17 protein-coding genes are annotated in these 23,713 nt (G+C 72.4%); 11 read left to right on the top strand and 6 right to left on the bottom strand.

What is annotated here, in order from left to right:
- Positions 1-152: 152 nt before the first annotated feature.
- From ACFV0O_RS33470 to ACFV0O_RS33455, 4 genes are all read right to left on the bottom strand, one after another.
- Complete coding sequence (locus ACFV0O_RS33470) at positions 153-1,367, bottom strand: ROK family protein (protein WP_380347507.1); 1,215 nt, start codon at positions 1,365-1,367, stop codon at positions 153-155.
- Positions 1,368-1,384: 17 nt separating this feature from the next.
- Positions 1,385-1,963 (bottom strand): GtrA family protein, encoded by a 579-nt coding sequence (locus ACFV0O_RS33465; RefSeq protein ID WP_380347506.1) that lies wholly within the window; start codon positions 1,961-1,963, stop codon positions 1,385-1,387.
- 48 nt (positions 1,964-2,011) lie between these two features.
- Complete coding sequence (lon, locus tag ACFV0O_RS33460) at positions 2,012-4,402, bottom strand: endopeptidase La (RefSeq protein ID WP_360253921.1); 2,391 nt, start codon at positions 4,400-4,402, stop codon at positions 2,012-2,014.
- Positions 4,403-4,580: 178 nt separating this feature from the next.
- Entirely contained in the window at positions 4,581-5,360 is a 780-nt protein-coding gene (locus ACFV0O_RS33455; protein WP_380347505.1) for a rhomboid-like protein, read from the bottom strand.
- Positions 5,361-5,921: 561 nt separating this feature from the next.
- On the opposite strand from ACFV0O_RS33455, the gene ACFV0O_RS33450 reads away from it, so the two are divergent.
- The 7 genes from ACFV0O_RS33450 to ACFV0O_RS33420 all read left to right on the top strand — a co-directional run bounded on the left by ACFV0O_RS33450 (position 5,922) and on the right by ACFV0O_RS33420 (position 16,538).
- The gene (locus ACFV0O_RS33450) at positions 5,922-6,659 is read left to right on the top strand and encodes a response regulator transcription factor (protein WP_360253917.1); all 738 of its coding nucleotides are present in this window, start codon (positions 5,922-5,924) and stop codon (positions 6,657-6,659) included.
- A 95-nt stretch (positions 6,660-6,754) separates the two neighbouring features.
- The gene (locus tag ACFV0O_RS33445; protein WP_380347504.1) at positions 6,755-7,942 is read left to right on the top strand and encodes a sensor histidine kinase; all 1,188 of its coding nucleotides are present in this window, start codon (positions 6,755-6,757) and stop codon (positions 7,940-7,942) included.
- 233 nt (positions 7,943-8,175) lie between these two features.
- Positions 8,176-11,925, top strand: coding sequence for a multifunctional oxoglutarate decarboxylase/oxoglutarate dehydrogenase thiamine pyrophosphate-binding subunit/dihydrolipoyllysine-residue succinyltransferase subunit (locus tag ACFV0O_RS33440; protein WP_380347503.1), 3,750 nt, complete (start codon positions 8,176-8,178; stop codon positions 11,923-11,925).
- Positions 11,926-12,183: 258 nt separating this feature from the next.
- Positions 12,184-14,154: a protein kinase gene (locus ACFV0O_RS33435; protein WP_380347502.1), complete on the top strand. Its 1,971-nt coding sequence runs from the start codon at positions 12,184-12,186 to the stop codon at positions 14,152-14,154.
- Between the two features lie 51 nt (positions 14,155-14,205).
- Positions 14,206-14,385: a DUF6104 family protein gene (locus tag ACFV0O_RS33430; protein WP_360253909.1), complete on the top strand. Its 180-nt coding sequence runs from the start codon at positions 14,206-14,208 to the stop codon at positions 14,383-14,385.
- 214 nt (positions 14,386-14,599) lie between these two features.
- Positions 14,600-15,502: a DUF4097 domain-containing protein gene (locus ACFV0O_RS33425; RefSeq protein ID WP_380347501.1), complete on the top strand. Its 903-nt coding sequence runs from the start codon at positions 14,600-14,602 to the stop codon at positions 15,500-15,502.
- 1 nt (position 15,503) lies between these two features.
- Complete coding sequence (locus ACFV0O_RS33420; protein ID WP_380347500.1) at positions 15,504-16,538, top strand: PadR family transcriptional regulator; 1,035 nt, start codon at positions 15,504-15,506, stop codon at positions 16,536-16,538.
- A gap of 109 nt (positions 16,539-16,647) precedes the next feature.
- Here the strand turns inward: ACFV0O_RS33420 and ACFV0O_RS33415 are convergent, their stop codons facing one another.
- Both ACFV0O_RS33415 and ACFV0O_RS33410 read right to left on the bottom strand, forming a co-directional pair.
- The gene (locus ACFV0O_RS33415) at positions 16,648-17,610 is read right to left on the bottom strand and encodes a zinc-binding dehydrogenase (RefSeq protein WP_380347499.1); all 963 of its coding nucleotides are present in this window, start codon (positions 17,608-17,610) and stop codon (positions 16,648-16,650) included.
- 127 nt (positions 17,611-17,737) lie between these two features.
- Positions 17,738-18,931 carry an NADP-dependent malic enzyme gene (locus tag ACFV0O_RS33410; protein WP_380347498.1) on the bottom strand — a complete coding sequence of 398 codons (1,194 nt, stop codon included), beginning with the start codon at positions 18,929-18,931 and terminating at the stop codon, positions 17,738-17,740.
- Positions 18,932-19,518: 587 nt separating this feature from the next.
- Here ACFV0O_RS33410 and ACFV0O_RS33405 point away from each other — a divergent pair.
- The 4 genes from ACFV0O_RS33405 (at position 19,519) to ACFV0O_RS33390 (ending at position 23,609) form a co-directional block, all read left to right on the top strand.
- Positions 19,519-20,448, top strand: coding sequence for an ABC transporter substrate-binding protein (locus ACFV0O_RS33405; RefSeq protein WP_380347497.1), 930 nt, complete (start codon positions 19,519-19,521; stop codon positions 20,446-20,448).
- 416 nt (positions 20,449-20,864) lie between these two features.
- Positions 20,865-21,803, top strand: a complete 939-nt coding sequence (locus ACFV0O_RS33400) for an ABC transporter substrate-binding protein (RefSeq protein WP_380347496.1) — start codon at positions 20,865-20,867, stop codon at positions 21,801-21,803.
- 34 nt (positions 21,804-21,837) lie between these two features.
- The gene (locus ACFV0O_RS33395) at positions 21,838-22,812 is read left to right on the top strand and encodes an amino acid ABC transporter permease (protein ID WP_380347495.1); all 975 of its coding nucleotides are present in this window, start codon (positions 21,838-21,840) and stop codon (positions 22,810-22,812) included.
- A 44-nt stretch (positions 22,813-22,856) separates the two neighbouring features.
- Positions 22,857-23,609, top strand: a complete 753-nt coding sequence (locus ACFV0O_RS33390; protein WP_380347512.1) for an amino acid ABC transporter ATP-binding protein — start codon at positions 22,857-22,859, stop codon at positions 23,607-23,609.
- The last annotated feature ends 104 nt before the right edge of the window (positions 23,610-23,713 follow it).

Here is a 23,713-nt window from a genome sequence, read left to right as displayed (position 1 = left end):
GGCTGCGTGGCTGTGCTGCGCGCCCCCCGGGCGGCGGGGGGGGCGCCCGCCCCCCGCGGTGGGGGGGGGCCCCCCCCCCCCCGCCCCCCCGCGCCCCCCCCCCCCCGCCGGGGGGCTCGGCCCGTTCCCGGCCGGGGCCGCGCAGCGGAGGGTCAGCCGCCCGCGAGCAGCCCCGGGTCGGCGACGATGCCCCGGACCACGCGCACCGCGGCGCCCAGCAGCGGGCCGCGGCGGCCCAGCCGGGAGACGGTGAGCCGGTCCTCGGCCCACGGTCGGACGGTGACCCGGGCGGTCAGCTCGGCGCGCATCGCGGGGATCAGCCAGGGCGCCAGCCGGGCGTAGCCGCCGCCCAGCACCACCTCGGCCGGGTCCAGCAGGTTGACCGCGCCGGCAGCCGCGATGCCGAGCGCCGACCCGGCTCCGGCCAGGGCCGCGCGGGCCGGCTCCTCACCGGCCCCGGCGCGGTCGGCGAGCAGCGTCACCCAGTCGCCCCGGGCGCCGGTCAGGCCGGCCGCCCGCAGCACCGCCGCCTCGCCCGCGTACTGCTCCAGGCAGCCGCGCGCCCCGCAGGCGCAGCGGGGCCCGTCGGGGTGGACCGGCACGTGGCCGAACTCGCCCGCGTGGCCGCGCGCTCCCCGCAGCAGGCGCCCGCCGACCACGATCGCCGCACCGACCCCGGCCTCGGCGGAGACGTACAGGAAGTCCTCCGCGCCGTCGCCCAGCCAGCGCTCGGCCAGTCCGCCGAGGTTGGCCTCGTTGTCGGCCTCGACCGGCAGCTCGTCCAGGCCGTCCGCGCCCGGCCGCAGCGCCGCGCGCAGCCCGGCGGCCAGCGGGACGTCCTCCCAGCCCAGGTTGGCGGCCCGCTGCAGCACCGCGCCGGAGTCGCCGACCAGCCCGGGCACGGCCAGGGTGAGTCCGGCCGGGCTCAGACCGGACTCGGCGACGGCCGCGCGCAGCAGCCGGGCCAGGTCGGCCATGACGGCGGCGGGCGTCCGGCCGTGGTTGGAGATCTCCTGGCGCCGCCAGGCGCGGACCTCCCCGCGCAGGTCGACCACGCAGGCGCCCAGGTGACGGACGCCGATCTCGGCGCCGAGGCCGCCGGGCCCGAGCGGGTTGAGTCCGAGCGCGGTGCCGGGGCGGCCGACCTTGCCGCTGGGCGCGGCGGGGCCCTCCTCGACGACCAGGCCGCCGGCGATCAGCTGTTCGGCGAGCGAGGAGACCGCGGCCCTGGTCAGCCCGGTCTCGGCGGCCACCTCGGCGCGCGAGCGCGGCCCGCCGGCGATCACCGTGAGCACCAGGGCCAGGTTGGCCCGGCGCATGCCCTGCTGGCTGGCGGGCCCGGTCCGGACGCCGTCCGGTTCGCGCATCAGGCTCACCTCGCCCCTTACGGCACATCCCGTGGCATCTCGGGTGCAGCGTAACCGGGTTCCGGGGTGACCGTCCGCACCAGGGCGGGCCCGGCCCCGGGCTCGGACCCGGGCCGGTCGGCGAGCCGGGTGAAGACCCAGCGCTGCATCGCCCAGAAGCGGAACAGCATCGCGACGAAGGTGCCGACCACCATCCCGCTGACGAAGTCCGCGACCTCCTGGGCGAAGGGGCTGACGAACGGCTCGCGCAGGTCCAGGACGTACCGGGAGAGCGCCAGCGGCACGTCGTTGACGGCGATCGCCACCACGCTGACCAGGGAGAACAGCACGGCCTCACGCTGCCGGCCGCCGGCCCGGAAGGCCCAGCGGCGGTTCAGCACGTACGAGACGACGGTGCCGATCACGGTCGCGACGGTCAACGCGGCCACCGGCTTGTGCTGCAGCACGGTGAACTTGAGTTCGAGGTTGACCACCACGGTGAGCACGAAGCAGGTGCCCCCGACCATCAGGAACTTCACCAGTCGGCGGTGGCGCACCAGGAAGGGGCGCAGCCGGTCCGGCACCCGGGCCAGAGCACGCTGCGTGGGGGACGGCATCTCCGCAGTCTCGCACGCGGGGATGCCGTCGGCCCCTCGGACCGCTGCTCAGGCGGCGACCAGCACCTCGGCCGGCTCCAGCGCCAGCTTCAGCACCTCGCGGACGTCCGCCACCGGGTGGACGGTGAGCCGCTCCAGCACCTCGGCCGGGACGTCGTCCAGGTCGGCCTCGTTGCGCTTGGGGATGATCACCGTGGTGACCCCGGCCCGGTCGGCGGCGAGCAGCTTCTGCTTCACCCCGCCGATCGGCAGCACCCGCCCGGTCAGCGACACCTCGCCGGTCATCGCGACGTCGGTGCGCACCTTGCGGCCGGAGAGCAGCGAGGCCAGCGCCGTGGTCATGGTGATGCCGGCGCTCGGCCCGTCCTTGGGGACGGCTCCGGCCGGGACGTGCAGGTGCACGCCGCGGTCACGCAGCGAGGTGACCGGCAGTTCCAGCTCGGCGCCGCGCGAGCGCAGGAAGGAGAGCGCGATGTGCGCCGACTCCTTCATCACGTCGCCCAGCTGCCCGGTGAGGGTCAGCCCGGTGCCGCCGGTCTCGGCGTCGGCGAGCGAGGCCTCGATGTAGAGGACGTCGCCGCCGGCACCGGTCACGGCGAGGCCGGTGGCCACGCCGGGGACGGCGGTGCGGCGCTCGGCCGGCTCCTGGGCGGACTCCGGCACGTGGTGCGGACGGCCGATCAGGGCGCGCAGGTCCTGCGGACCGACCGCGGCGGGCAGCTCGCGCTCGCCCAGTTCGGCCTGTGCGGCGACCTTGCGCAGCACCCGGGCGATCGAGCGCTCCAGGTTGCGGACGCCCGCCTCGCGGGTGTACTCCCCGGCCAGCCGACGCAACGCGGCCTCGTCCACGTCGACCTGGCCGCCGCCGAGGCCGGCCTTCTCCAGCTGGCGCGGGAGCAGGTGGTCACGGGCGATGACGACCTTCTCGTCCTCGGTGTAGCCGTCCAGCCGGACCAGCTCCATCCGGTCGAGCAGCGGCTCGGGAATGGCCTCCAGCACGTTGGCGGTGGCGAGGAAGACGACGTCGGAGAGGTCGAGGTCGACCTCCAGGTAGTGGTCCCGGAAGGTGTGGTTCTGCGCCGGGTCCAGCACCTCCAGCAGGGCGGCGGCCGGGTCGCCCCGGTAGTCGGAGCCGACCTTGTCGATCTCGTCGAGCAGCACGACCGGGTTCATCGACCCGGCCTCCTTGATCGCCCGCACCAGCCGGCCGGGCAGCGCGCCGACGTAGGTGCGCCGGTGGCCGCGGATCTCGGCCTCGTCGCGGACGCCGCCGAGCGCGACCCGGACGAACCTGCGGCCCATCGCGCGGGCCACCGATTCGCCGAGCGAGGTCTTGCCGACGCCGGGCGGGCCGACGAGGGCCAGCACCGCGCCGCCCCGGCGGCCGCCGACCAGTCCGAGGCCCTGGTCGGCCCGGCGCTTGCGGACGGCGAGGTACTCGACGATGCGATCCTTCACGTCGGCCAGGCCGGCGTGGTCGCCGTCCAGCACCGCGCGGGCGCCGGCGATGTCGTAGGCGTCCTCGGTGCGCTCGTTCCAGGGGAGCTCCAGGACGGTGTCCAGCCAGGTGCGGATCCACGAGCCCTCGGGCGACTGGTCGGAGCTGCGCTCCAGCTTGTCGACCTCCTTGAGGGCGGCCGCGCGGACGCCCTCCGGCAGGTCGGCGGCCTCGACCCGGGCCCGGTAGTCGCCCTCCTCGTCGGCCGGGTCCCCGTTCAGCTCGGCCAGCTCCTTGCGGACGGCCTCCAGCTGGCGGCGGAGCAGGAACTCCTTCTGCTGCTTGGCCACGCCCTCCTCGACGTCCTTGCGGATGGTGTCGTTGACCTCCTCCTCGGCGAGGTGGTCGCGCAGCAGGGTCAGCGCGTACTCCAGGCGGGCGACCTGGTCGGCCTCCAGCAGCACCTTGAGCTTCTGCTCGGCGGTGACGAACGGCGCGTAGCCGATGTTGTCGGCGAGCTCGCCGACGCCCTCGATCTGGGCGACCCGGTCCACGATCTGCCAGGCGCCGCGGCGGCGCAGCCACTGGGTGGAGAGCGCCTTGTACTCCTTGACCAGCTCGGCGGCCCGGCCGGCCACCGGGGTGCCCACCGAGGACTCCCGGAACGGCGTGGTCTCCACCCAGAGGGCGGCGCCCGGTCCGGTGGTGCCGACGCCGATCCGGAGCCGGCGCACGGCGCGCACCAGTGCGGCCGGCTCCCCGTCGGCCAGTCGGCCGACCTGCTCGACGGTGGCCAGCGTGCCGGCCGCCGCGTACGAGCCGTCCACCCGCGGGACCAGCAGCACCTGCGGCTTGCCGCCGGTGGCCGCGGCGCGGGCGGCCTCGACCGCGGCGCGCACCTCGGTGTCCTTGAGGTCCAGCGGGACGACCATGCCCGGCAGGACGACCTCGTCGTCGAGCGGCAGCACGGGCAGGGTGAGCGGTGTGGACGTCGATGCCATGATCTCTCCCCAGTCAGTGAAGTTGAGCCGACCTGACTAAGGCTTCACGAGCGTCGGATGTTCCCGGGACTTGGTTCGCCGTGAGCGAACACGATCGGAGCATGGAGACCCCGCGGGCGGGCCGCGGGCCGGCCGTCAAAAGGGCGCCGGACGATCACCGGGCGCGCGCGGGAGACCCTCAGCGCACGGTTCGCACGCGCGCCCCGCCGCGCGCGGGTGCCGCACCACCCACCGCCGCCACGGCCGGACGCGGCCGGGGCGGGCGCCGCTCGGTGTGGCGCAGCCAACGCCAGAGCGCCACCCCGGCGAGCACCGCCGCCGGGTGCCCGACCGCGGTGACCACGTCCCGGTCGGAGGCGATCTGCTGGGCGATCATCAGCCCGGCCCCGCCCAGCGCGAGCAGCCGGCCGTGCCGGGGCAGGAGTCCGCACAGCGCGCCCAGGCAGGCGAGCACGCCGTAGCTGACCCCGATGTCCAGGTGGTCCATCGCCTCGGGCGCCATCCGCCCGGCCTCCACCGCGGTGATCACCACGCCCTGGGAGAGCAGCGTGGCCGCGACGTGGCCGGTCGCGAAGACGGCCGCCGCCCTGGCGGGCCCGACCCTGCGCTCCAGCGGTGCGAGAGTGAAGGCGAATCCCCACAGGTAGGGCACCCAGACGTCGCCGGCCACCCAGAAACCACTCAGGACCAGGGCCCGCAGGGGGTGCTGCAGCAGGTTGTGCCCGTCCGAGCTGGAGGCCTCCCGCAGTCGCTGCACGAGTTCCGGATCGGCGAGCCCCGCGAAGGTCGTGGTGGCGCCCACGACGGCGAGGTAGCCGAGCGTGAAGGGGTTGCGCCGGGGCGTCGGCACCCGGTCCAGCAGCCACCGCGCGACACCGGTGCGCAGCCCGTGGCGGAGCATGCCGTACGGCGCTCCCGCGGGCGTCCGCCCGTCGACGACCTGCCGCGGTCCCGCCATGCCGCCTCCGCTCCACGCCGCAGCCGACGGCGCCCACCCGGTGCGAACGCACCGACGCGCACCGCGGGTTCCGCCCGGTCGGGTGTTGTCGTGGCCACGGTACGTCGAGGTTCTGAGAGGCACCTGGGAAAAGCCGGTGAAGACCGTCGACGTAGCGGACGGCCGGATTCCCGGCATTGGTCCAGACCTTCTTTCGATTGACGCGTCAGTAGGGCCTCTGACCGGCGACTTGGCGTCAACTCGACTGCATACGTACCGTTACGCAGTGAAAATTCGCCGGGTAAGGTATCGGCCCGTGCCCACTCGTGCAGTGGGTCCGCGGGCGGCCCGAACAGCCGCCCCACGGGCCGGAAACGTCCGGTCCACCTGCCGGAAACCATCCGCTGTCCGTACGCTGCGGTGTGCGCGGGAGAAGTGGGCGGCCGACGAATCCGTCCTCGCCTCCCGACCGCGCGACGGGACGGCGGACCCGGCACAGTCCACGACGGAACAAGACTACGAGCGGAGCCCCGCCATCCCCACAGGTGGCCGGCCCGCAGCCCTGGGGGCGGTGGCGTGACCGTGACAGAAATTCAGCAGGAGAACCACAACACCGGCGGCGCGGTGAGCAGCCAACGCAGAGTGCTGGTGGTGGAGGACGAGCCGACGATCGCCGAGTCGATCGCGGCCCGACTGGGCGCGGAGGGCTTCAAGGTCGCCGTGGCCCACGACGGTCCCGGCGCGGTCGACGGCTTCCACACCTGGCAGCCCGACCTGGTCGTCCTCGACATCATGCTGCCCGGCTTCGACGGCCTGGAGGTGTGCCGCCGGATCCAGGCCCAACGCCCGGTACCGGTACTGATGCTGACCGCGCGCGACGACGAGACGGACCTGCTGGTCGGCCTCGGCGTGGGTGCCGACGACTACATGACCAAGCCGTTCTCGATGCGCGAACTGGCCGCCCGGGTCAACGTGCTGCTGCGCCGCGTCGAGCGCGCCCAGCAGGCCGCCCGGACGCCCGCGCTCGGCAGCCTGCGCTTCGGCGAACTGGAGATCGACCACGTGCAGCGCCGGGTCCGGCTGTCCTCGGGCGACGTCCACCTGACGCCGACCGAGTTCGACCTGCTCGCCTGCCTGGCCGCCCAGCCGCGCGCGGTGCTCACCCGCGAGCAGTTGCTGGCCGAGGTCTGGGACTGGACCGACGCGTCCGGCACCCGCACCGTGGACAGCCACGTCAAGGCGCTGCGCCGGAAGATCGGCGCCAGCTGGATCCGCACCGTGCACGGTGTCGGGTACGCACTGGAGGCCCCGCTCTCCTGACGGCGGGCCTCGGGCGACGGGCCACCGGGGGGCCCGTGACCCGAACGACGCCGTGCCACCACGCGGGGGGACACACGCGGGGACCACAGGGACCAATGACCTTTCCACAGCAACGCAACGGGGAATCCGACGGCGCGCGGCCGCAGACGCTGGCCGTCCGTGCCGCCCGCCGGGTCTGGGCCGACATCCGGCCGCTCGACCCGGTCCGCTCGATCAAGGGCAAACTCGCCCTGCTGGTGATCGTCTCCGTGTTCCTGGCCACCGGGATGGTGGTCGTGGCGATCCGGTCCGAGACCCAGATCCGGATCATCATGGTCTTCTCCATGATCGCCTCACTGCTCTTCATGCAGTTCCTCGCGCACGGGCTGACCGCCCCCCTGCGCGAGATGACGGCTGCCGCCCGCGCGATGGCCTCCGGCGACTACAGCCGCCGGGTCGAGGTGAACTCGCGCGACGAGATCGGCGAGCTGGCGGCCGCCTTCAACGGCATGGCCGCCGACCTGGAGGCCGCCGACCAGCACCGCCGCGAGCTGGTCGCCAACGTCTCGCACGAGCTGCGCACGCCGATCGCCGCGCTGCGCGCCGTCCTGGAGAACGTGGTCGACGGCGTCGTCCAGCCCAACCCGGCGACCCTGGGAGCGGCCCTGGAGCAGACCGAGCGGCTCGGCCGCCTGGTCACCCACCTGCTCGACCTCTCCAAGATCGACGACGGCGTGGTCGACCTGGACGCCCGCCCCTTCGAGGTGCGCGAGTTCCTGGACGGCGTGCTGCGCGGGGTCACCGTGGACGGCGCGACGGCCGGCGGGGCCTTCTCCCGGCGCGGGGACGTCCGGCTGGCCCTGGAGGTCAGTCCGGCCGGCCTGACCGGCGTGGCGGACCCCGAGCGCCTCCACCAAGTGGTCGCGAACCTGGTCGACAACGCCTGCAAGCACTCCCCGCCCGGCGGCACCGTGACGGTGCGCGCGCGGCCCGACGGCGGGGGCGGCGGACTGCTGCTGGAGGTCCAGGACGAGGGCCCGGGCATCCCCCCGGCCGACCGCACCCGGGTCTTCGAGCGGTTCAGCCGCAGCGGCACCGCGACCGCGGCCGGACCGGGCGCGGACGGCGGCACCGGCCTGGGCCTGGCCATCGCCCGCTGGGCGGTGGACCTGCACGGCGGACGGATCGCGGTCGCCGAGTCGCCGAGCGGCTGCCGGATCGAGGTCCGCCTGCCGGGGCCGCGCCAGGACGACGGCCGGGACATTTGTCACAGATCCGACACAGACGCATACGAAGATCGTTAGAGGATTTCCGTAGGGGTTTGTCCGGTTTCATCCGGGTAATAGCCCTGTTTGGGGCCGATCGGTTCCCCTCAGATACGGCTTTCTAACGCACTTTTTCAGCCAAACTGCAGGTCAGGACTGTGATCTGGGCGACGCCTGGCCCCCGGGGACTGCGCGATCACTGGTCAGGGGCGTAGCCTTAATCCCCGCTGTCCAAACATCCCAAAAGGAAGCGGAAGAGGGCGGTTGCCGCCGTGTCGCCACAGTCCCCTGAAACCCCCAACAGCTCGGCAAGCTCCACTGGCTTCGGCCCCAACGAGTGGCTCGTCGACGAGATCTACCAGCAGTACCTCCAGGACCCGAACTCGGTCGACCGAGCCTGGTGGGACTTTTTCGCCGACTACAAGCCCGGTACCGAGGTGACCCCAGTGACCCAGGCCGCGACCCAGGCCGGCCCCACGCCGACCCCTGCCGCTGCCCCCGCGCCCGCGCCCGCCGCTGCTCCGGCCGCGCCCGCCCCCGCTGCACCGGCCGCCCAGGCCGCTCCGGCGCCGGCTGCCGCCCCGCTCGCCGCCGCGCCCGCCGCGCCCCCGGCCCCGAAGGCCGCCGCGCCGGCCCCGGCCGCACCCGCCGCCGCTGCCGGCCCCGAGCTGGTCCAGCTGCGCGGCCCGGCGAAGGCCGTCGCCACCAACATGGACGCCTCGCTGGAGGTGCCGACCGCGACCTCGGTCCGCGCCGTGCCGGCGAAGCTGTTGATCGACAACCGCATCGTCATCAACAACCACCTGCAGCGCGCCCGCGGCGGCAAGGTCTCCTTCACCCACCTGATCGGTTACGCCCTGGTCCAGGCCATCAAGGCCGCCCCGGGCATGAACCACAGCTACAAGGTGGAGGACGGCAAGGCCTTCCTGGTCAAGCCCGAGCACGTCAACCTCGGCCTGGCCATCGACCTGGTCAAGCCCAACGGTGACCGCCAGCTGGTCGTCGCGGCCATCAAGAAGGCCGAGACCCTCGACTTCTTCGGCTTCTGGCAGGCCTACGAGGACATCGTCCGCCGGGCCCGCGCCAACAAGCTGACCATGGACGACTTCACCGGCGTCACGGTCTCGCTGACCAACCCCGGCGGCATCGGCACCGTGCACTCCGTGCCGCGCCTGATGCAGAACCAGGGCACCATCGTCGGCGTCGGCGCCATGGAGTACCCGGCCGAGTTCCAGGGCTCCGCCCCGGAGACCCTGTCCCGCCTGGGCGTCTCCAAGATCATGACGCTGACCTCGACCTACGACCACCGCGTCATCCAGGGCGCGGCGTCCGGCGAGTTCCTGCGCGAGATCCACCGTCTGCTGCTCGGCGAGAACGGCTTCTACGACGAGATCTTCGAGTCGCTGCGGATCCCGTACGAGCCGGTCCGCTGGGCCACCGACGTCGCCACCACCCACGACGACGAGGTCAACAAGACCGCGCGCGTCATGGAGCTGATCCACTCCTACCGGGTCCGCGGTCACCTGATGGCCGACACCGACCCGCTGGAGTACAAGCAGCGCAAGCACCCCGACCTGGACGTCACCACCCACGGCCTCACCCTGTGGGACCTGGAGCGCGAGTTCGCGGTCGGCGGCTTCGGCAGCCAGAAGATGATGAAGCTCCGCGACATCCTCGGTCTGCTGCGCAACACCTACTGCCGCACCGTCGGCATCGAGTACATGCACATCCAGGACCCGAAGCAGCGCAAGTGGCTGCAGGAGCGCCTGGAGAAGCCGTACGCGAAGCCGGAGCGCGAGGAGCAGCTGCGGATCCTGCGCCGGCTGAACTCCGCCGAGGCCTTCGAGACCTTCCTGCAGACCAAGTACGTCGGGCAGAAGCGCTTCTCGCTGGAGGGCGGTGAGTCGCTGATCGCGCTGCTGGACGCGACCATCGACGCCGCCGCCGAGCACCGCCTGGACGAGGCCGTCATCGGCATGGCCCACCGCGGCCGCCTCAACGTGCTGGCCAACATCGTCGGCAAGCCGTACGGCAAGATCTTCGGCGAGTTCGAGGGCAACCTCGACCCGAAGTCGATGCACGGCTCCGGCGACGTCAAGTACCACCTGGGCTCCGACGGCACCTTCACCGGTCTGGACGGCGAGACCATCAAGGTCTCGCTCGCCGCGAACCCCTCCCACCTGGAGACGGTGGACCCGGTCGTCGAGGGCATCGCCCGCGCCAAGCAGGACATCCTGGACCAGGGCGGCACCACCTTCCCGGTGCTGCCGATCCAGATCCACGGCGACGCGGCCTTCGCCGGCCAGGGCGTCGTCGCGGAGACGCTGAACATGTCGCAGCTGCGCGGCTACCGCACCGGCGGCACCGTGCACGTCGTGGTGAACAACCAGGTCGGCTTCACCGCCGCCCCGGCGTCCTCGCGCTCCTCGATGTACTGCACCGACGTGGCCCGCATGATCGAGGCCCCGATCTTCCACGTGAACGGCGACGACCCGGAGGCCGTGGTCCGCGTCGCGCGGCTCGCCTTCGAGTTCCGCCAGGAGTTCCACAAGGACGTGGTGATCGACCTCATCTGCTACCGCCGCCGCGGTCACAACGAGGCCGACAACCCGTCGTTCACCCAGCCGCTGATGTACGACCTGATCGACAAGAAGCGCTCGGTGCGCAAGCTGTACACCGAGGGCCTGATCGGTCGCGGCGACATCACCATGGAAGAGGCGGAGCAGGCGCTCCAGGACTTCCAGGGCCAGCTGGAGAAGGTCTTCGCCGAGGTCCGCGACGCGGCCCAGGCGCCGGCCGACGCCACCGCCGGAAAGCCGGTCGCCGACTTCCCGGTCTCCATCCGGACCGGCATCTCCCAGGAGATGGTCAAGCGGATCGCCGCCTCCCAGGTCAACCACCCGGACTGGCTGACCGTCCACCCGCGCCTGCTGCCGCAGCTGCAGCGCCGCGCCGGCTCGGTCGAGGACAACACCATCGACTGGGCGATGGGCGAGACCCTCGCCATCGGCTCGCTGCTCATGGAGGGCCACCCGGTCCGCCTGGCCGGCCAGGACAGCCGCCGCGGCACCTTCGGCCAGCGGCACGCCGTCCTGATCGACCGCAAGACCGGCGAGGACTACACCCCGCTGCAGTACCTCACCGAGGACCAGGCCCGCTACACCGTCTACGACAGCCTGCTGTCGGAGTACGCGGCCATGGGCTTCGAGTACGGCTACTCGCTGACCCGCCCGAACGCGCTGGTCATGTGGGAGGCGCAGTTCGGCGACTTCGTCAACGGCGCGCAGACCGTGGTGGACGAGTACATCGCCTCCGCCGAGCAGAAGTGGGGCCAGCACTCCGGCGTCACCCTGCTCCTGCCGCACGGCTACGAGGGCCAGGGCCCGGACCACTCGTCCGCGCGCCCGGAGCGCTTCCTCCAGCTGTGCGCGCAGAACAACATGACGGTCGCCATGCCGACCCTGCCGTCGAACTACTTCCACCTGCTGCGCTGGCAGGCGCACAACCCGCACCACAAGCCGCTGGTCGTCTTCACCCCGAAGTCGATGCTGCGTCTGAAGGCCGCGGCGAGTGCGACCGAGGAGTTCCTGTCCGGCTCGTTCCGCCCGGTCATCGGCGACACCACCGTCGACCCGGCGCAGGTCCGCAAGGTGGTCATCACCGCCGGCAAGTTCTACTACGACCTGGCGGCGGCCCGCACCGAGCGCGGCGTCACCGACACCGCGATCGTCCGGGTCGAGCGGCTCTACCCGCTGCCGGTGGCCGAGCTCCAGGAGGAGCTGGCCCGCTACGGCGACAACGTCCAGTTCGTCTGGGCGCAGGAGGAGCCGGACAACCAGGGTGCCTGGCCGTTCATCGCGATGAACCTGGTCGACCACCTGCAGGTCGTCATCGGCCGCAGTGCCGGCGGTTCCCGCCTGCGCCGCGTCGCCCGGACGACGGCCTCGTCCCCGGCGGTCGGCTCGGCCAAGCGGCACGCCGCCGAGCAGCAGGCGCTGATCGAAGAGGTCTTCTCGCTCTGACGCCCCACGGCTCGGACACCTGACGGCCCAAGGCCCCCGTCCTCCCACTCGGGAGGACGGGGGCCTTGTCGTTTCCGGGAGAACCGTTTCATCGCCACGCCATGTCAAGGTCCCAGCTCTGCAACCAAACCGGAACCCCGGTGCACGGACTCCTGACGGATCGATAGGTTATGCCTCGCCGGTCGGCGCCGGACGCCCGTCACCGCGCCCCGCCGCCCCGGCCGTACGACCTCACCGCTCACCCAGGGGGATCACCGCATGACCGCCGACACGCCCCGGGACGCCGACAGGCTCCCGCCGGTCTTCCAACCGCTCCTCCCGGACGACCCCAGGGAGGTCGGCGGCTACCGGCTGTTCGCCCGGCTCGGCGCCGGCGGCATGGGCCGGGTCTACCTGTCGTACACCCCGGGCGGGCGCCCGGTCGCGCTCAAGGTGGTGCGCCCGGAGTTCGCCGAGGACGGCGAGTTCCGCCGTCGCTTCGCCCAGGAGGTCAGCAACGCCCAGCGCATCCACGGGCTCTACACCGCGCAGGTGATCGACTCCGGCGGCCTGGACACCGACGCCCCGTGGCTGGTCACCGCCTACGTCCCGGGCCCGTCCCTGCAGCAGGTGGTGCGCGAGAACGGCGCGCTGCCGGTGCGCACCGTGCTGCTGCTGATGGGCGGCATCGCCGAGGCCCTGCAGGCGATCCACAGCGTCGAGGTGGTCCACCGCGACCTCAAGCCCGCCAACGTGCTGGTCGCCGGGGACGGCCCGCGGGTGATCGACTTCGGCATCGCCCGGGCCGCCGACGCCACCGCCCTCACCGGCACCGGCTACCGGATCGGCTCCCCCGCCTTCATGTCCCCCGAGCAGGCCCAGGGACGCCCGGTCACCCCGGCCACCGACGTCTTCGCGCTGGGCGCCCTGGCCGCGTACGTGGCCGGCGGCACCGCGCCGTTCGGCGACGGCCCGGACACCGCGGTGCTCTACCGGGTGGTGCACGAGGAGGCGGACCTGTCGGCCGTCCCGGCGGACCTGCGCGAGCTGGTCCAGCGCTGCCTGGCCAAGAGCCCGGAGGACCGCCCGAGCCCCGCCGAGATCATCCGGGTCGCCCGCAACCACCCCGAGGTCGGCGGCCAGCTGCGGTTCGGCGACGACTGGCTGCCGCGCCAGGTCAACACCGAGATCACCCGCCGCTCCGACCTGCCCAAGACGCCGCCCACGCCGTTGCCGGCCGCGCCCGCCACCCCGCCCACGCCGCTGCCCGCGATGCCGGCCGCCGCTCCGGCCACGCCCCCGCCGCCGCCCGCCGCACCGACCCACCCCGCCACCGTGGTGCACCCGCCGCAGCAGCCCGCGACGCCCCCGCCGGGCTTCGCGCCGCCGCCGCTCGGCGCGTACGGCGCCCCGCAGGCGCCCACCGAGTCGCCGACCGCCCCGGTGCTGCCCGCCCCGCCCACCGCCCGGCTGCAGCCGGAGCCGCCGTCCTTCGACACCCCGCCGCCCGGACCGGTGGTGACCGCCCAGCCCGTCGCGGCGGTGCCGGAGCCGGAGCCCGCGCGCAAGGGCGGGGTGTCCTGGAAGGTGCTGCTCACCGTCGCCCTGGTGATGGCCGTCGGCGGCACCGCGGGCGGCGTGGCGCTGATGAAGAAGCTGGACGACGGCAAGAAGAAGGACACCGCCGCGGCGTCCACCTCCGCCGGCTCGCCGACCGCCGTGAACCCGGCGCCGACGACGCCCAGGTCCACCCCGACCGAGGCGGACGACGACTCGCCGTCGCCCACGCCGGGCACCACGAAGAACAGCGGCGCCACCGGCTCCTCCAAGAGCCCGTCGGCCGGTGCCACCGTGCCCCGCAACAGCGTCTACACCGTCGTCTACCAGGACACCGAACTCTTCGCGACCAGCTACAGCTACAGCTTCGACCTGTCCGGCGGCAAGGTCGTCCCGGACAACACCTACCCGTCCTGGGCCCTGGACCCGACCAGCTCCGGCAGCTTCGACCTCGACAGCAACTCCGACGCCTACATCAGCCGGGACAACGTGCTCACCCCGCAGAGCTGCTCGGCGGCGATCGACCGGGAGCCCACCAAGAGCCTGAAGTTCGACGACCTGCCCCCGGGCCGGCTGTTCTGCCTGCGCAACCGCAACAACGGCGGCGTCGTGATCGCCAAGGTGATCGAGCAGGGCAACAAGAGCAGCGGCGCGGTCAAGCTGTCGCTGAGCTACTGGCGCAACGACGGCTGACCGGCCCGGTCTATCCTGACCGGGTCGACCCCCACCGGACCGGAGCGAACCGTGTACTTCACCGACCGAGGCATCGAGGAGCTGGCGAACCGGCGCGGCGAGGAGGAGGTCACCTTCGAGTGGCTGGCCGAGCGCCTGCGCGAGTTCGTCGACCTCAACCCGGACTTCGAGATCCCGGTCGAGCGGCTGGCCACCTGGCTGGCCCGGCTCGACGACGAGGACGACGAGTGACCCGCTGACGGCCACCGAGAGGCCCGGGAGGCAACCGCCTCCCGGGCCTCTCGCATGCCCGCGGGCCGCTCCCACGGGGTGTCCCGTAGGGGAGGTCTCGGGGGCGGATCGGGGTCGGTATCGGGGTCCGGCACGCTTGACTCTCCCGGCACGCGATATATCGTCTTTAAAAGAGAACGCGATACATCGCGATCGACGACGGGAGGCGGCAGAGATGAGCCAGTGGACGGTCGACGGGCCCGAGAGGATCACCATCGACGAGGCGGTCCGCGCGCTGCACGTGCGGATCATCGAGGGCACGGTGAACGTGGTGGCCGCCGAGGGCCCCGCCCGTCTGGAGGTCACCGAGCTCCGGGGCGACCCGCTGCACGTGACCGTGGTGGACGGCGTCCTGACGGTCACCTACAAGGACATCAACAGCTGGGGCGAGTTCGGCGACTGGCTCAAGTCGGTCGGCTCGGTCAAGAGCTTCTTCGGCTCCCTCAAGCGCAAGCGGGTCGCCGGCATCACGCTGACCGTCCCGGCCGACGCCGAGGTCAAGGTCGGCACCGTCTCCGCCGACGCCACCGTCTCCGGCATCGCCGGGCACGTCTCGGTGCAGAGCGCCAACGGCGACACCACCCTGGTCGGCCTGACCGGCCGCACCGACGCCAACACCGTCACCGGCGACGTGGACGCCCAGTCGGTCGGCGGGCAGCTGCGGGTCAACAGCGTCTCCGGGCAGCTCACCGTGGTCGCCGGCACGGCCGACCGGGTCCAGGCCAACGCCGTCACCGGCGCCGTCACCCTGGACCTCGACGTCGACGGTGAGGCCGACGTCAAGGTCACCACCGTCAGCGGCCCGGTCGTCGTCCGCATCCCCTCCCGCACCGACGCCAAGGTCGAGGCCGGCTCCACCAGCGGCGACATCTCCAGCAGCTTCGAGCAGCTCAAGCTGAGCAGCACCTGGGGCGCCAAGAAGCTGTCCGGGCAGCTCGGCGAGGGCCGCGGCAGCCTCAACGTCACCACCGTCTCCGGCGCGGTCACCGTGCTGAGCCGCCCCGAGCCCGAGGACGAGGGCCCGGCCAAGGAGCTCCCGGCCGCGCCCGGCAAGCCCGACCTCACCAAGGAGGCCTGAGATGACCCCCGTGTTCGGCCACGGCCGGCTCCGGCTCTACCTGCTGAAGCTGCTCGACGAAGCCCCGCGGCACGGCTACGAGGTGATCCGCCTGCTGGAGGAGCGGTTCCAGGGCCTCTACGCCCCCTCGGCGGGGACGGTCTACCCGCGGCTGGCCAAGCTGGAGCAGGAGGGCCTGGTCACCCACAGCACCGAGGGGGGCCGCAAGGTCTACCGGCTGACCGACGCCGGTCGCACCGAACTCGACTCCCGGCGGGGCGAGTTGGACGAACTGGAGCTGGAGATCCGGGACTCCGTGGCGCAGCTCGCCGGGGCGATCCGCGAGGACGTCCGGGACAGCGCCAAGGACCTGCGCGAGGAGCTGTGGAAGGCCGCCAAGCAGGCCCCCCGGCCGGACCGCGCCGGTGGCGAGGGCGACCCGTGGGCGGGCCCCTGGGGCGACAACGACTCCTGGCAGCGCGCCAAGGAGGAGTTCACCCAGTTCAAGCGGCAGGCCAAGGAGCAGGCCAAGCGCGCCCGGGAGCAGGAGAAGGCGGCCAAGGCCAAGGCGAAGGCCGCCGAGGAGGAGGCCCGTCGGCTGCGCGAGCAGGCCAAGGCCTCGCGCAACGCCGCGCAGCAGGAGGCGTTGCGGATCAAGCGCCGGGTCGAGCAGCAGGTCCGCGAGCACGCCGCGAAGGGCGACTGGCCGACCGGGCTCGCCGAGGGACTGGCCGAGCTGACCAAGGGCCTGTCCGGCCTGGCCGACGCGGCCCGCTGGGGCCATCCGTCGGACGAGTCGGCGCCGGCGGACGAGCGGATCACCGTGACCCGGATCGACCTGGACGCGGACGAGTCGGCCGCCCCGGCGGACCTGCCCTCCTGGGCGCGCACCGACCCGGCCGGGGACCCGGCCCGGGAGCTGGAGCGCCTGCTCGACCGCTTCCGCGACCAGGTCCGCGACGCGGCCCGGGACGGCGGGGTGAGCGCGGACGGGCTGGCCGAGGCCGGCGCGGTGCTGGGCGCCGCGGGCGAGCGGCTGAAGCGGCTGCTCGGCTGACGGCCGGGCGGCCCGTGACGGCACGGCCGGCGAAGGCGTGCCGGCCGCGGCCGCGGTACGGAGGATCCGGGGCCGGTGCTCCCGCGGGGAGCACCGGGCCCCTCCCGCGTCAGGGGTTGAGGACGATCTTGCCGAAGACGTCGCCCTTGGCGAGCCGAGCGAAGCCGTCCCGGGCCTCGCCCAGCGGCAGCACCGAGTCGATCACCGGACGGACGCCGGTGTTGGCGCAGAGTGCGAGCAGCCCGGCCAGCTCCTCCTTGGTGCCCATGGTCGAGCCGACCACCTTGAGCTCCAGGAAGAAGATCCGGTTCAGTTCGGCGGCCTTCGGGTTGGGGCCGGAGGTGGCACCCGAGATGACGATGGTGCCGCCCGGGCGCAGCGACTTCACCGAGTGCGACCAGGTCGCGGCGCCGACCGTCTCCATCACCGCGTCCACCCGCGCGGGCAGCCGGGCGCCGCTCTCGAAGGCCGCGTCGGCGCCGAGCTCCACCGCCCGGTTGCGCTTGGCCTCGTCCCGGCCGGTGACCCAGACCCGCAGGCCGGCCGCCTTGCCGAGGACGATCAGCGCGGTCGCCACACCGCCGCCCGCCCCCTGCACCAGGACGGTGTCACCGGGCTTGACGCCGGCGTTGGTGAACAGCATCCGGTAGGCCGTCAACCAGGCGGTGGGCAGGCAGGCGGCCTCCTCGAAGCTCAGCTCGGCGGGCTTGGGCAGCAGGTTCCAGGTCGGCACCGCGACCTGCTGGGCGAAGGTGCCCTGGTAGCGCTCGGTCAGGATCGAGCGCGGCTCGTTCGGGCCCACCCCGTGGCCGCTCTGGCCGATCACCGAGTGGATGACCACCTCGTCGCCGTTCTCGTCGACGCCCGCCGCGTCGCACCCGAGGATCATCGGCAGCTTCTCGGCCGGCAGGCCGACCCCGCGCAGCGACCACAGGTCGTGGTGGTTGAGGCTGGCGGCCTTGACCGTGACCACGCTCCACCCGGGGCGGGCCTGCGGCTCGGGGAGCTCGCCCAACTCCAGTCCGCTGAGCGGGTCGTCGGCATCGATACGTGCGGCGTAGGCAGCAAACATGATCCGGACGATAGCGGCGACGGCCCGGGGCCGGGAACCACGCGTGGGTGTGACGCGCGTCCCGGCCCCGGGCCGTCCGGCCGGCGGTCCGGCCGGCCCCTCGGGACCCGACCGGACGACCGGATCGTCAGATCCGGGCCACGCCCTCGGCGCGGGCGGCCTCGGCGACGGCCTTGGTGACCGCCGGGGCGACCCGCTCGTCGAACGGCGAGGGGATGACCTTCTGCGGCGTCAGCTCGTCGGCGACCACGCCGGCCAGCGCCTTGGCGGCGGCCAGCTTCATGCCCTCGGTGATCCGGCTGGCCCGGACCTGCAGGGCCCCGGCGAAGATGCCCGGGAAGGCCAGCACGTTGTTGATCTGGTTCGGGAAGTCGCTGCGGCCGGTGGCCACGACCGCCGCGTACTTGTGCGCGACCTCGGGGTGGATCTCCGGGGTGGGGTTGGCCATCGCGAAGACGAACGCGCCCTCGGCCATGGTCGCGACGACCTCCTCCGGCACGGTGCCGCCGGAGACGCCGATGAACACGTCGGCGCCGGCCAGCGCCTCGGCCAGCGAGCCCTTGACGCCCGTGCGGTTGGTCAGCGCGGCGATCTCGGCCTTGACGTCGGTGAGGTCGCCGCGGCCCTCGTACACCACGCCCTTGCGGTCGCAGACCGCGACGTCACCGATGCCGGCCGCCACCAGCATCTTGGCGATGGCGATGCCGGCCGCGCCGGCGCCGGAGATCACGGCCCGCAGCGAGCCGATCTCCCGGCCGGTCACCTTGGCCGCGTTCCACAGGGCGGCGGTGGTGACGATCGCGGTGCCGTGCTGGTCGTCGTGGAAGACCGGGATGTCCAGGGCCTCCTGGAGCCGGCGCTCGATCTCGAAGCAGCGGGGGGCGGAGATGTCCTCCAGGTTGACACCGCCGAAGGAGGGCGCCAGCCGGACCACGGTCTCGACGATCTCGTCGACGCCGGTGCAGGCGAGCGCGATCGGCACCGCGTCCACGCCGCCGAACTGCTTGAACAGGATGGCCTTGCCCTCCATCACGGGCAGCGAGGCCTGCGGGCCGATGTCACCGAGGCCCAGCACCGCGGTGCCGTCGGTGACCACCGCGACGGTGTTGGACTTCCAGGTGTAGTCGTTGACCAGCTCCGGCTGCTCGGCGATGGCCGTGCAGACGCGGGCGACACCGGGCGTGTAGGCGAGGGACAGGTCGTCCGCGTCACGCACCGGGACGGTCGCCCGGATCTCCATCTTGCCGCCGCGGTGGAGCGCGAAAACCGCGTCGACCGGATCGTCGGTGTCCTGGGTGCTGCTGATGATCTCCGCTGCCACGATGACCTCTTCGTCATTGATCTGGCGAGGACGCGCGACCGACGGGCAGGGCGACCCGCCCGGAAACCGGAAACCGGGTACGCCGAAGCGGACCCGGGGGCGGGGTCGGGGCGCTGCCGTCGGGCGGCGCCCTCGGATGAGGGTTTTTATGGGGTCTTGTGTTGTCCGCGTTAGTGCTACCGGGCTGAGCCTAGGTCGGACAAAGGCATCGCACCTATGCCTTTTCGTCCTCGTCACGTGCGGTTCATCGCCGCGCTGTCGCGTCCCAGGGGCCCGGCGTCGGAAGCGCCGGGCTCCGGCGGCGGCAACGGCATGAGCGCACGCGCACCCGCAGGAGTGAACGCAGACGCATGGGGGATTCGGCACTCCGGATACGGAGCCGCGTAAGGACTTCCGTTCCCGAGCACCCCGGGCCTGTCGGGGCCCGGCGGTCTGGTTCGAGCGTTCGGGGGTCACCCGGTACCGAATTCTGACACACCCGCCGCCGGGCCCGGCAGGCCGGGATGGCAGGATCGCTTGTCCGCCATTTCGCGTACACCACCGCGACGCCGTGGCGACCGCACGTCCCTCCCACAGGAGCAGCCCTCATGCCTCACCCCCTCCCCCTCCCCCGCCCTGCCCTGGCCGGCGCCGTCCTGGCCACCGCAGGCGCCCTGCTGCTCACCGGTTGCGGAAGCAGCGGGCAGGCCGCCGCCGCTGCCGACCCGGTCAAGGAGGTCCGCGACAAGCTGCCGAAGGCCCAGCGCTCGGCCGGGGTGCTCCGCATCGGCATGGACGTCAACTACGCCCCGGTGGAGTTCCGCGGCCAGGACGGCAAGCCGACCGGCCTCGACCCGGACCTGGCCACCGCCCTGGGCAAGATCCTCGACGTGCGGATCGAGTTCGTGGACACCACGTTCGACAAGCTGATGCCGAACCTGCAGGGCAAGCAGTACGACGTGGCGATGTCGGCGCTCAGCGACACCCGCCAGCGCCGCGACGGCCTGGACGACAGCGGCAAGCAGACCACCCCCGGCGTGGACTTCGTGGACTACTTCATCGCCGGCACCTCGATCGTCGTCCCGAAGGGCAACCCCAAGGGGATCAAGACCCTGGACGACCTGTGCGGCAAGACCATCGCGGTGCAGCAGGGCACCACCCAGGACGAGATCGCGACCCGCCAGGTGGCGGTCTGCGCCCGCTCGGGCCGCCAGCTGACCGCGCACAAGCTGGACAGCGACGCCAAGGCGCTGGCCGAGGTCGCCGCCGGTACGGCCGCGGCCGGGCTGAACGACTACCCGGTGGCCGCCTACGCGGCGAAGGGCGCCGACGGCGCCGGCCGCTTCGAGCTGACCGGCGCGCAGTCCACCTCCAACCCGTACGGGATAGCGGTGCGCAAGACCGACACCGACCTGCGCGACGCGGTGGCCAAGGCGGTCGACCAGCTGATCCGCAGCGGCGACTACGACAAGATCCTCGCCAAGTGGAACGTCAGCGCCGGCGCGGCGCAGAACGCCGTGGTCAACGGGGGCATTTGAGCGGGCGGGCGGCGGGCCTCCGGGCGCAGCGACAGAGGGATCCGCATACTTATGCGCAGGGTGACAGGGGCCCGGAATTGGTCCGAATAGCGGACAGTGTGACCCCTCGTTATCCGATTTTGATCTGGATGAGGGCCACCTGACCGTCATCAGATGGCAGGATTCCCCCCATCTCGGATCGAGCCGGCCACTGGTCGAGGCGGTTCGGTCGACGTCCACCTCGGCGGAGGGTGGCGGCAGCAGTACCTCGTACAACCCTGGGCGATCCCAGCGTCCAGGCACTGCAAAACCCGGCTTGCCCGTACGACGACGTACGTACGACGCACACCCGTACGGCGCCGTACGGCTCGCACCCCCGGTGCGCCGCTCCCGCGGCGCGTCCGCCCGACCTTCTCTCCCAGGAGGAGATCCCCCTCATGACCGCCCGTACCAAGCGCAACCGCCTCCTCGCTGCCGGTGTCGCCGCCGTCTCCGTCTCCCTCGCGCTGACCGGTTGCAGCAGCAGCAAGTCCTCCTCGGGCTCCGCAGCCGCCACCGGCGTGAACCCGTCCGCGACGATCAAGGCGGTCGCCGCCGATCCGACCCTGGCCGCCCAGGTGCCGGCCGACGTCAAGTCGGCCGGCAAGATCGTCGTGGCCTCCGACGCCTCGTACGCGCCCAACGAGTACCAGGACGCCTCGAACAAGATCATCGGCATGGACGTGGACCTGGCCAATGCCATCGGCCAGAAGCTGGGCGTCCCGGTCGAGGTCCAGAACTCGCCGTTCACCGCGATCATCCCGGGCATCCAGGCGAACAAGTTCCAGCTGGCCATGAGCTCCCTGACCGACAACAAGGAGCGCGAGGCCACGGTCGACATGGTGACCTACTTCACCGCGGGCACCAGCGCGGCGGTGAAGAAGGGCAACCCGGACAAGATCGACCCCAACGACCTCTGCGGCAAGAAGGTCGCCGTCCAGACCGGCACCACCCAGGCCGACCAGATCAAGGACGTCATCAACCCGGCGTGCGTCAAGGCCGGCAAGCCCCCGGTGCCCAACGACGGCGACAAGTTCGACCTGCAGACCGACGTGACCCAGGCCGTGGTCTCCGGACGCGACCAGGTCATGCTGGCCGACTCCCCGGTCATCGACTACGCGATCAAGCAGACCAACGGCCAGCTGGAGCAGATCGGCACGGTCGAGGGCAAGGCGCCCTACGGCATCGCCCTGGCCAAGGGCTCGGCGCTGGCCCAGCCCGTCCAGGCGGCCGTCCAGTCGCTGATGGACGACGGCACCTACAAGCAGATCCTCGACAAGTGGGGCGTCCAGGCGGGCGCGATCACCCAGTCCCAGATCAACGGCGCCACCAGCTGACCCTTCGCCAGTCACCCACCCCTCTGAGGCCACTGTGAACCATTCCGATCAGGGGACGGCGCACGCGGGACGGCCCGAAACCCTCAAGGCCGTCCCGGTCCGCCACCCCGGCCGGTGGGCGGGAGCCGTGGTCGTCGCGGTCCTCGCGGCGATGCTGCTCCACGCCCTGATCTTCAATCCCGCCTTCCAGTGGGACGTCGTCAACACCTACCTCTTCGATTCCAGCATCCTGCACGGCCTCGGTGTGACCCTGGAGCTCACCGCGCTGTCCATGCTCATGGGCGTGGCCGGCGGCATCATCCTCGCGGTGATGCGACTGTCCCCGAACCCCCTGCTGTCCGGCACCGCGTGGTTCTACATCTGGGTCTTCCGCGGCACCCCCGTGCTGGTCCAGCTGGTCTTCTGGAACTTCATGGGCGCGCTGTGGCCCAAGCTGTCGATCGGCATCCCGTTCGGCCCGGCGTTCTGGTCCGAGTCGACCAACACGCTCATCCCGGTCTTCACCGCGGCGCTGCTCGGCCTCGGCCTCAACGAGGCCGCGTACATGGCGGAGATCGTCCGCGGCGGCATCCAGTCGGTGGACGAGGGGCAGACCGAGGCGGCGCACGCGCTCGGCATGAGCCGCTTCGCGACCATGCGCCGGATCATCCTCCCGCAGGCCATGCGGGTGATCATCCCGCCGACCGGCAACGAGACCATCTCGATGCTCAAGACCACCTCGCTGGTCAGCGTCATCGCGCTGGAGGAGCTGTTCCGGGCCGGGCAGAACATCTACTCGCGCACCTTCCAGACCATCCCGCTGCTGGTCACCGTCAGCCTCTGGTACCTGTTCCTGACCTCCGTGCTGACCATCGGGCAGTACTACGTCGAGCGGTACTACGCTCGGGGTACCAGCAGGACGCTGCCGCCGACCCCGATGCAGCGGTTGCGCGGCCTCTTCCGCGGCAAGCCGACCCCGAAGGCGGAGCACGACGTCGTTCCGGGGCTCGAGGGAGGTGGTCACCTGTGACCGATCTGACCAAAACCCCTGGGGACACCGTCCCGGGCGAGCCGATGGTCAAGGCCGAGGGCGTGCGCAAGTCGTTCGGCCTGGTCGAGGTGCTCAAGGGCATCGACCTGGAGGTCAAGCCGCGCGAGGTGTTCTGCCTGATCGGCCCGTCCGGCTCCGGCAAGTCGACCTTCCTGCGGTGCATCAACCACCTGGAGAAGATCAACGGCGGGCTGCTCTCCGTGGACGGCGAGCTGGTCGGCTACCGGCGCAAGGGCGACAAGCTCTACGAGCTCCGGGACCGCGAGGTCGCGCTCAAGCGGCGTGACATCGGCATGGTCTTCCAGCGCTTCAACCTGTTCCCGCACATGACCGCCATAGAGAACATCACCGAGGCTCCGATCCAGGTGAAGGGCGAGTCCAAGGCCGACGCGCGCGAGCGCGGCATGGCCCTGCTGGAGCGGGTCGGGCTCGCCGACAAGGCGAAGAGCTACCCCTCCCAGCTCTCCGGCGGCCAGCAGCAGCGCGTGGCGATCGCCCGCGCGCTGGCCATGAAGCCCAAGCTGATGCTCTTCGACGAGCCCACCTCGGCGCTCGACCCGGAGCTCGTCGGCGAGGTGCTGGACGTCATGCGCGGGCTGGCCGAGGAGGGGATGACGATGATCGTCGTCACCCACGAGATGGGCTTCGCCCGCGAGGTCGGCGACGCGCTGGTGTTCATGGACGGCGGCGTGGTGGTCGAGTCCGGCAACCCCCGTGACGTCCTCACCGACCCGCAGCACGAACGCACCAAGGCCTTCCTGTCCAAGGTGCTCTGAACCGTCACCGTCTTGGGGGCGGCAGGGGGGCGCGCGACGGGGGCGGCGGGAGGCGAGAGTCGGGGGTGGGTGGAGTGTGGGGTGAGTTGTGTGTTGTAGCGAGA

It is taken from the genome of Kitasatospora sp. NPDC059577 (assembly GCF_042735475.1).
Lineage (GTDB): Bacteria > Actinomycetota > Actinomycetes > Streptomycetales > Streptomycetaceae > Kitasatospora.
The sequence above is the reverse complement of the archived record's forward strand: the minus strand, read 5'-3'. Positions and strand labels throughout refer to the sequence as shown.

Bases quoted from the DNA above. Each gene is read 5' to 3' on its own strand.
- ACFV0O_RS33470 (WP_380347507.1), bottom strand. From the start codon at position 1,367: ATGCGCGAACCGGACGGCGTCCGGACCGGGCCCGCCAGCCAGCAGGGC.
- ACFV0O_RS33465 (WP_380347506.1), bottom strand. From the start codon at position 1,963: ATGCCGTCCCCCACGCAGCGTGCTCTGGCCCGGGTGCCGGACCGGCTG.
- lon (WP_360253921.1), bottom strand. From the start codon at position 4,402: ATGGCATCGACGTCCACACCGCTCACCCTGCCCGTGCTGCCGCTCGAC.
- ACFV0O_RS33455 (WP_380347505.1), bottom strand. From the start codon at position 5,360: ATGGCGGGACCGCGGCAGGTCGTCGACGGGCGGACGCCCGCGGGAGCG.
- ACFV0O_RS33445 (WP_380347504.1), top strand. From the start codon at position 6,755: ATGACCTTTCCACAGCAACGCAACGGGGAATCCGACGGCGCGCGGCCG.
- ACFV0O_RS33435 (WP_380347502.1), top strand. From the start codon at position 12,184: ATGACCGCCGACACGCCCCGGGACGCCGACAGGCTCCCGCCGGTCTTC.
- ACFV0O_RS33425 (WP_380347501.1), top strand. From the start codon at position 14,600: ATGAGCCAGTGGACGGTCGACGGGCCCGAGAGGATCACCATCGACGAG.
- ACFV0O_RS33420 (WP_380347500.1), top strand. From the start codon at position 15,504: ATGACCCCCGTGTTCGGCCACGGCCGGCTCCGGCTCTACCTGCTGAAG.
- ACFV0O_RS33415 (WP_380347499.1), bottom strand. From the start codon at position 17,610: ATGTTTGCTGCCTACGCCGCACGTATCGATGCCGACGACCCGCTCAGC.
- ACFV0O_RS33405 (WP_380347497.1), top strand. From the start codon at position 19,519: ATGCCTCACCCCCTCCCCCTCCCCCGCCCTGCCCTGGCCGGCGCCGTC.
- ACFV0O_RS33400 (WP_380347496.1), top strand. From the start codon at position 20,865: ATGACCGCCCGTACCAAGCGCAACCGCCTCCTCGCTGCCGGTGTCGCC.
- ACFV0O_RS33390 (WP_380347512.1), top strand. From the start codon at position 22,857: ATGGTCAAGGCCGAGGGCGTGCGCAAGTCGTTCGGCCTGGTCGAGGTG.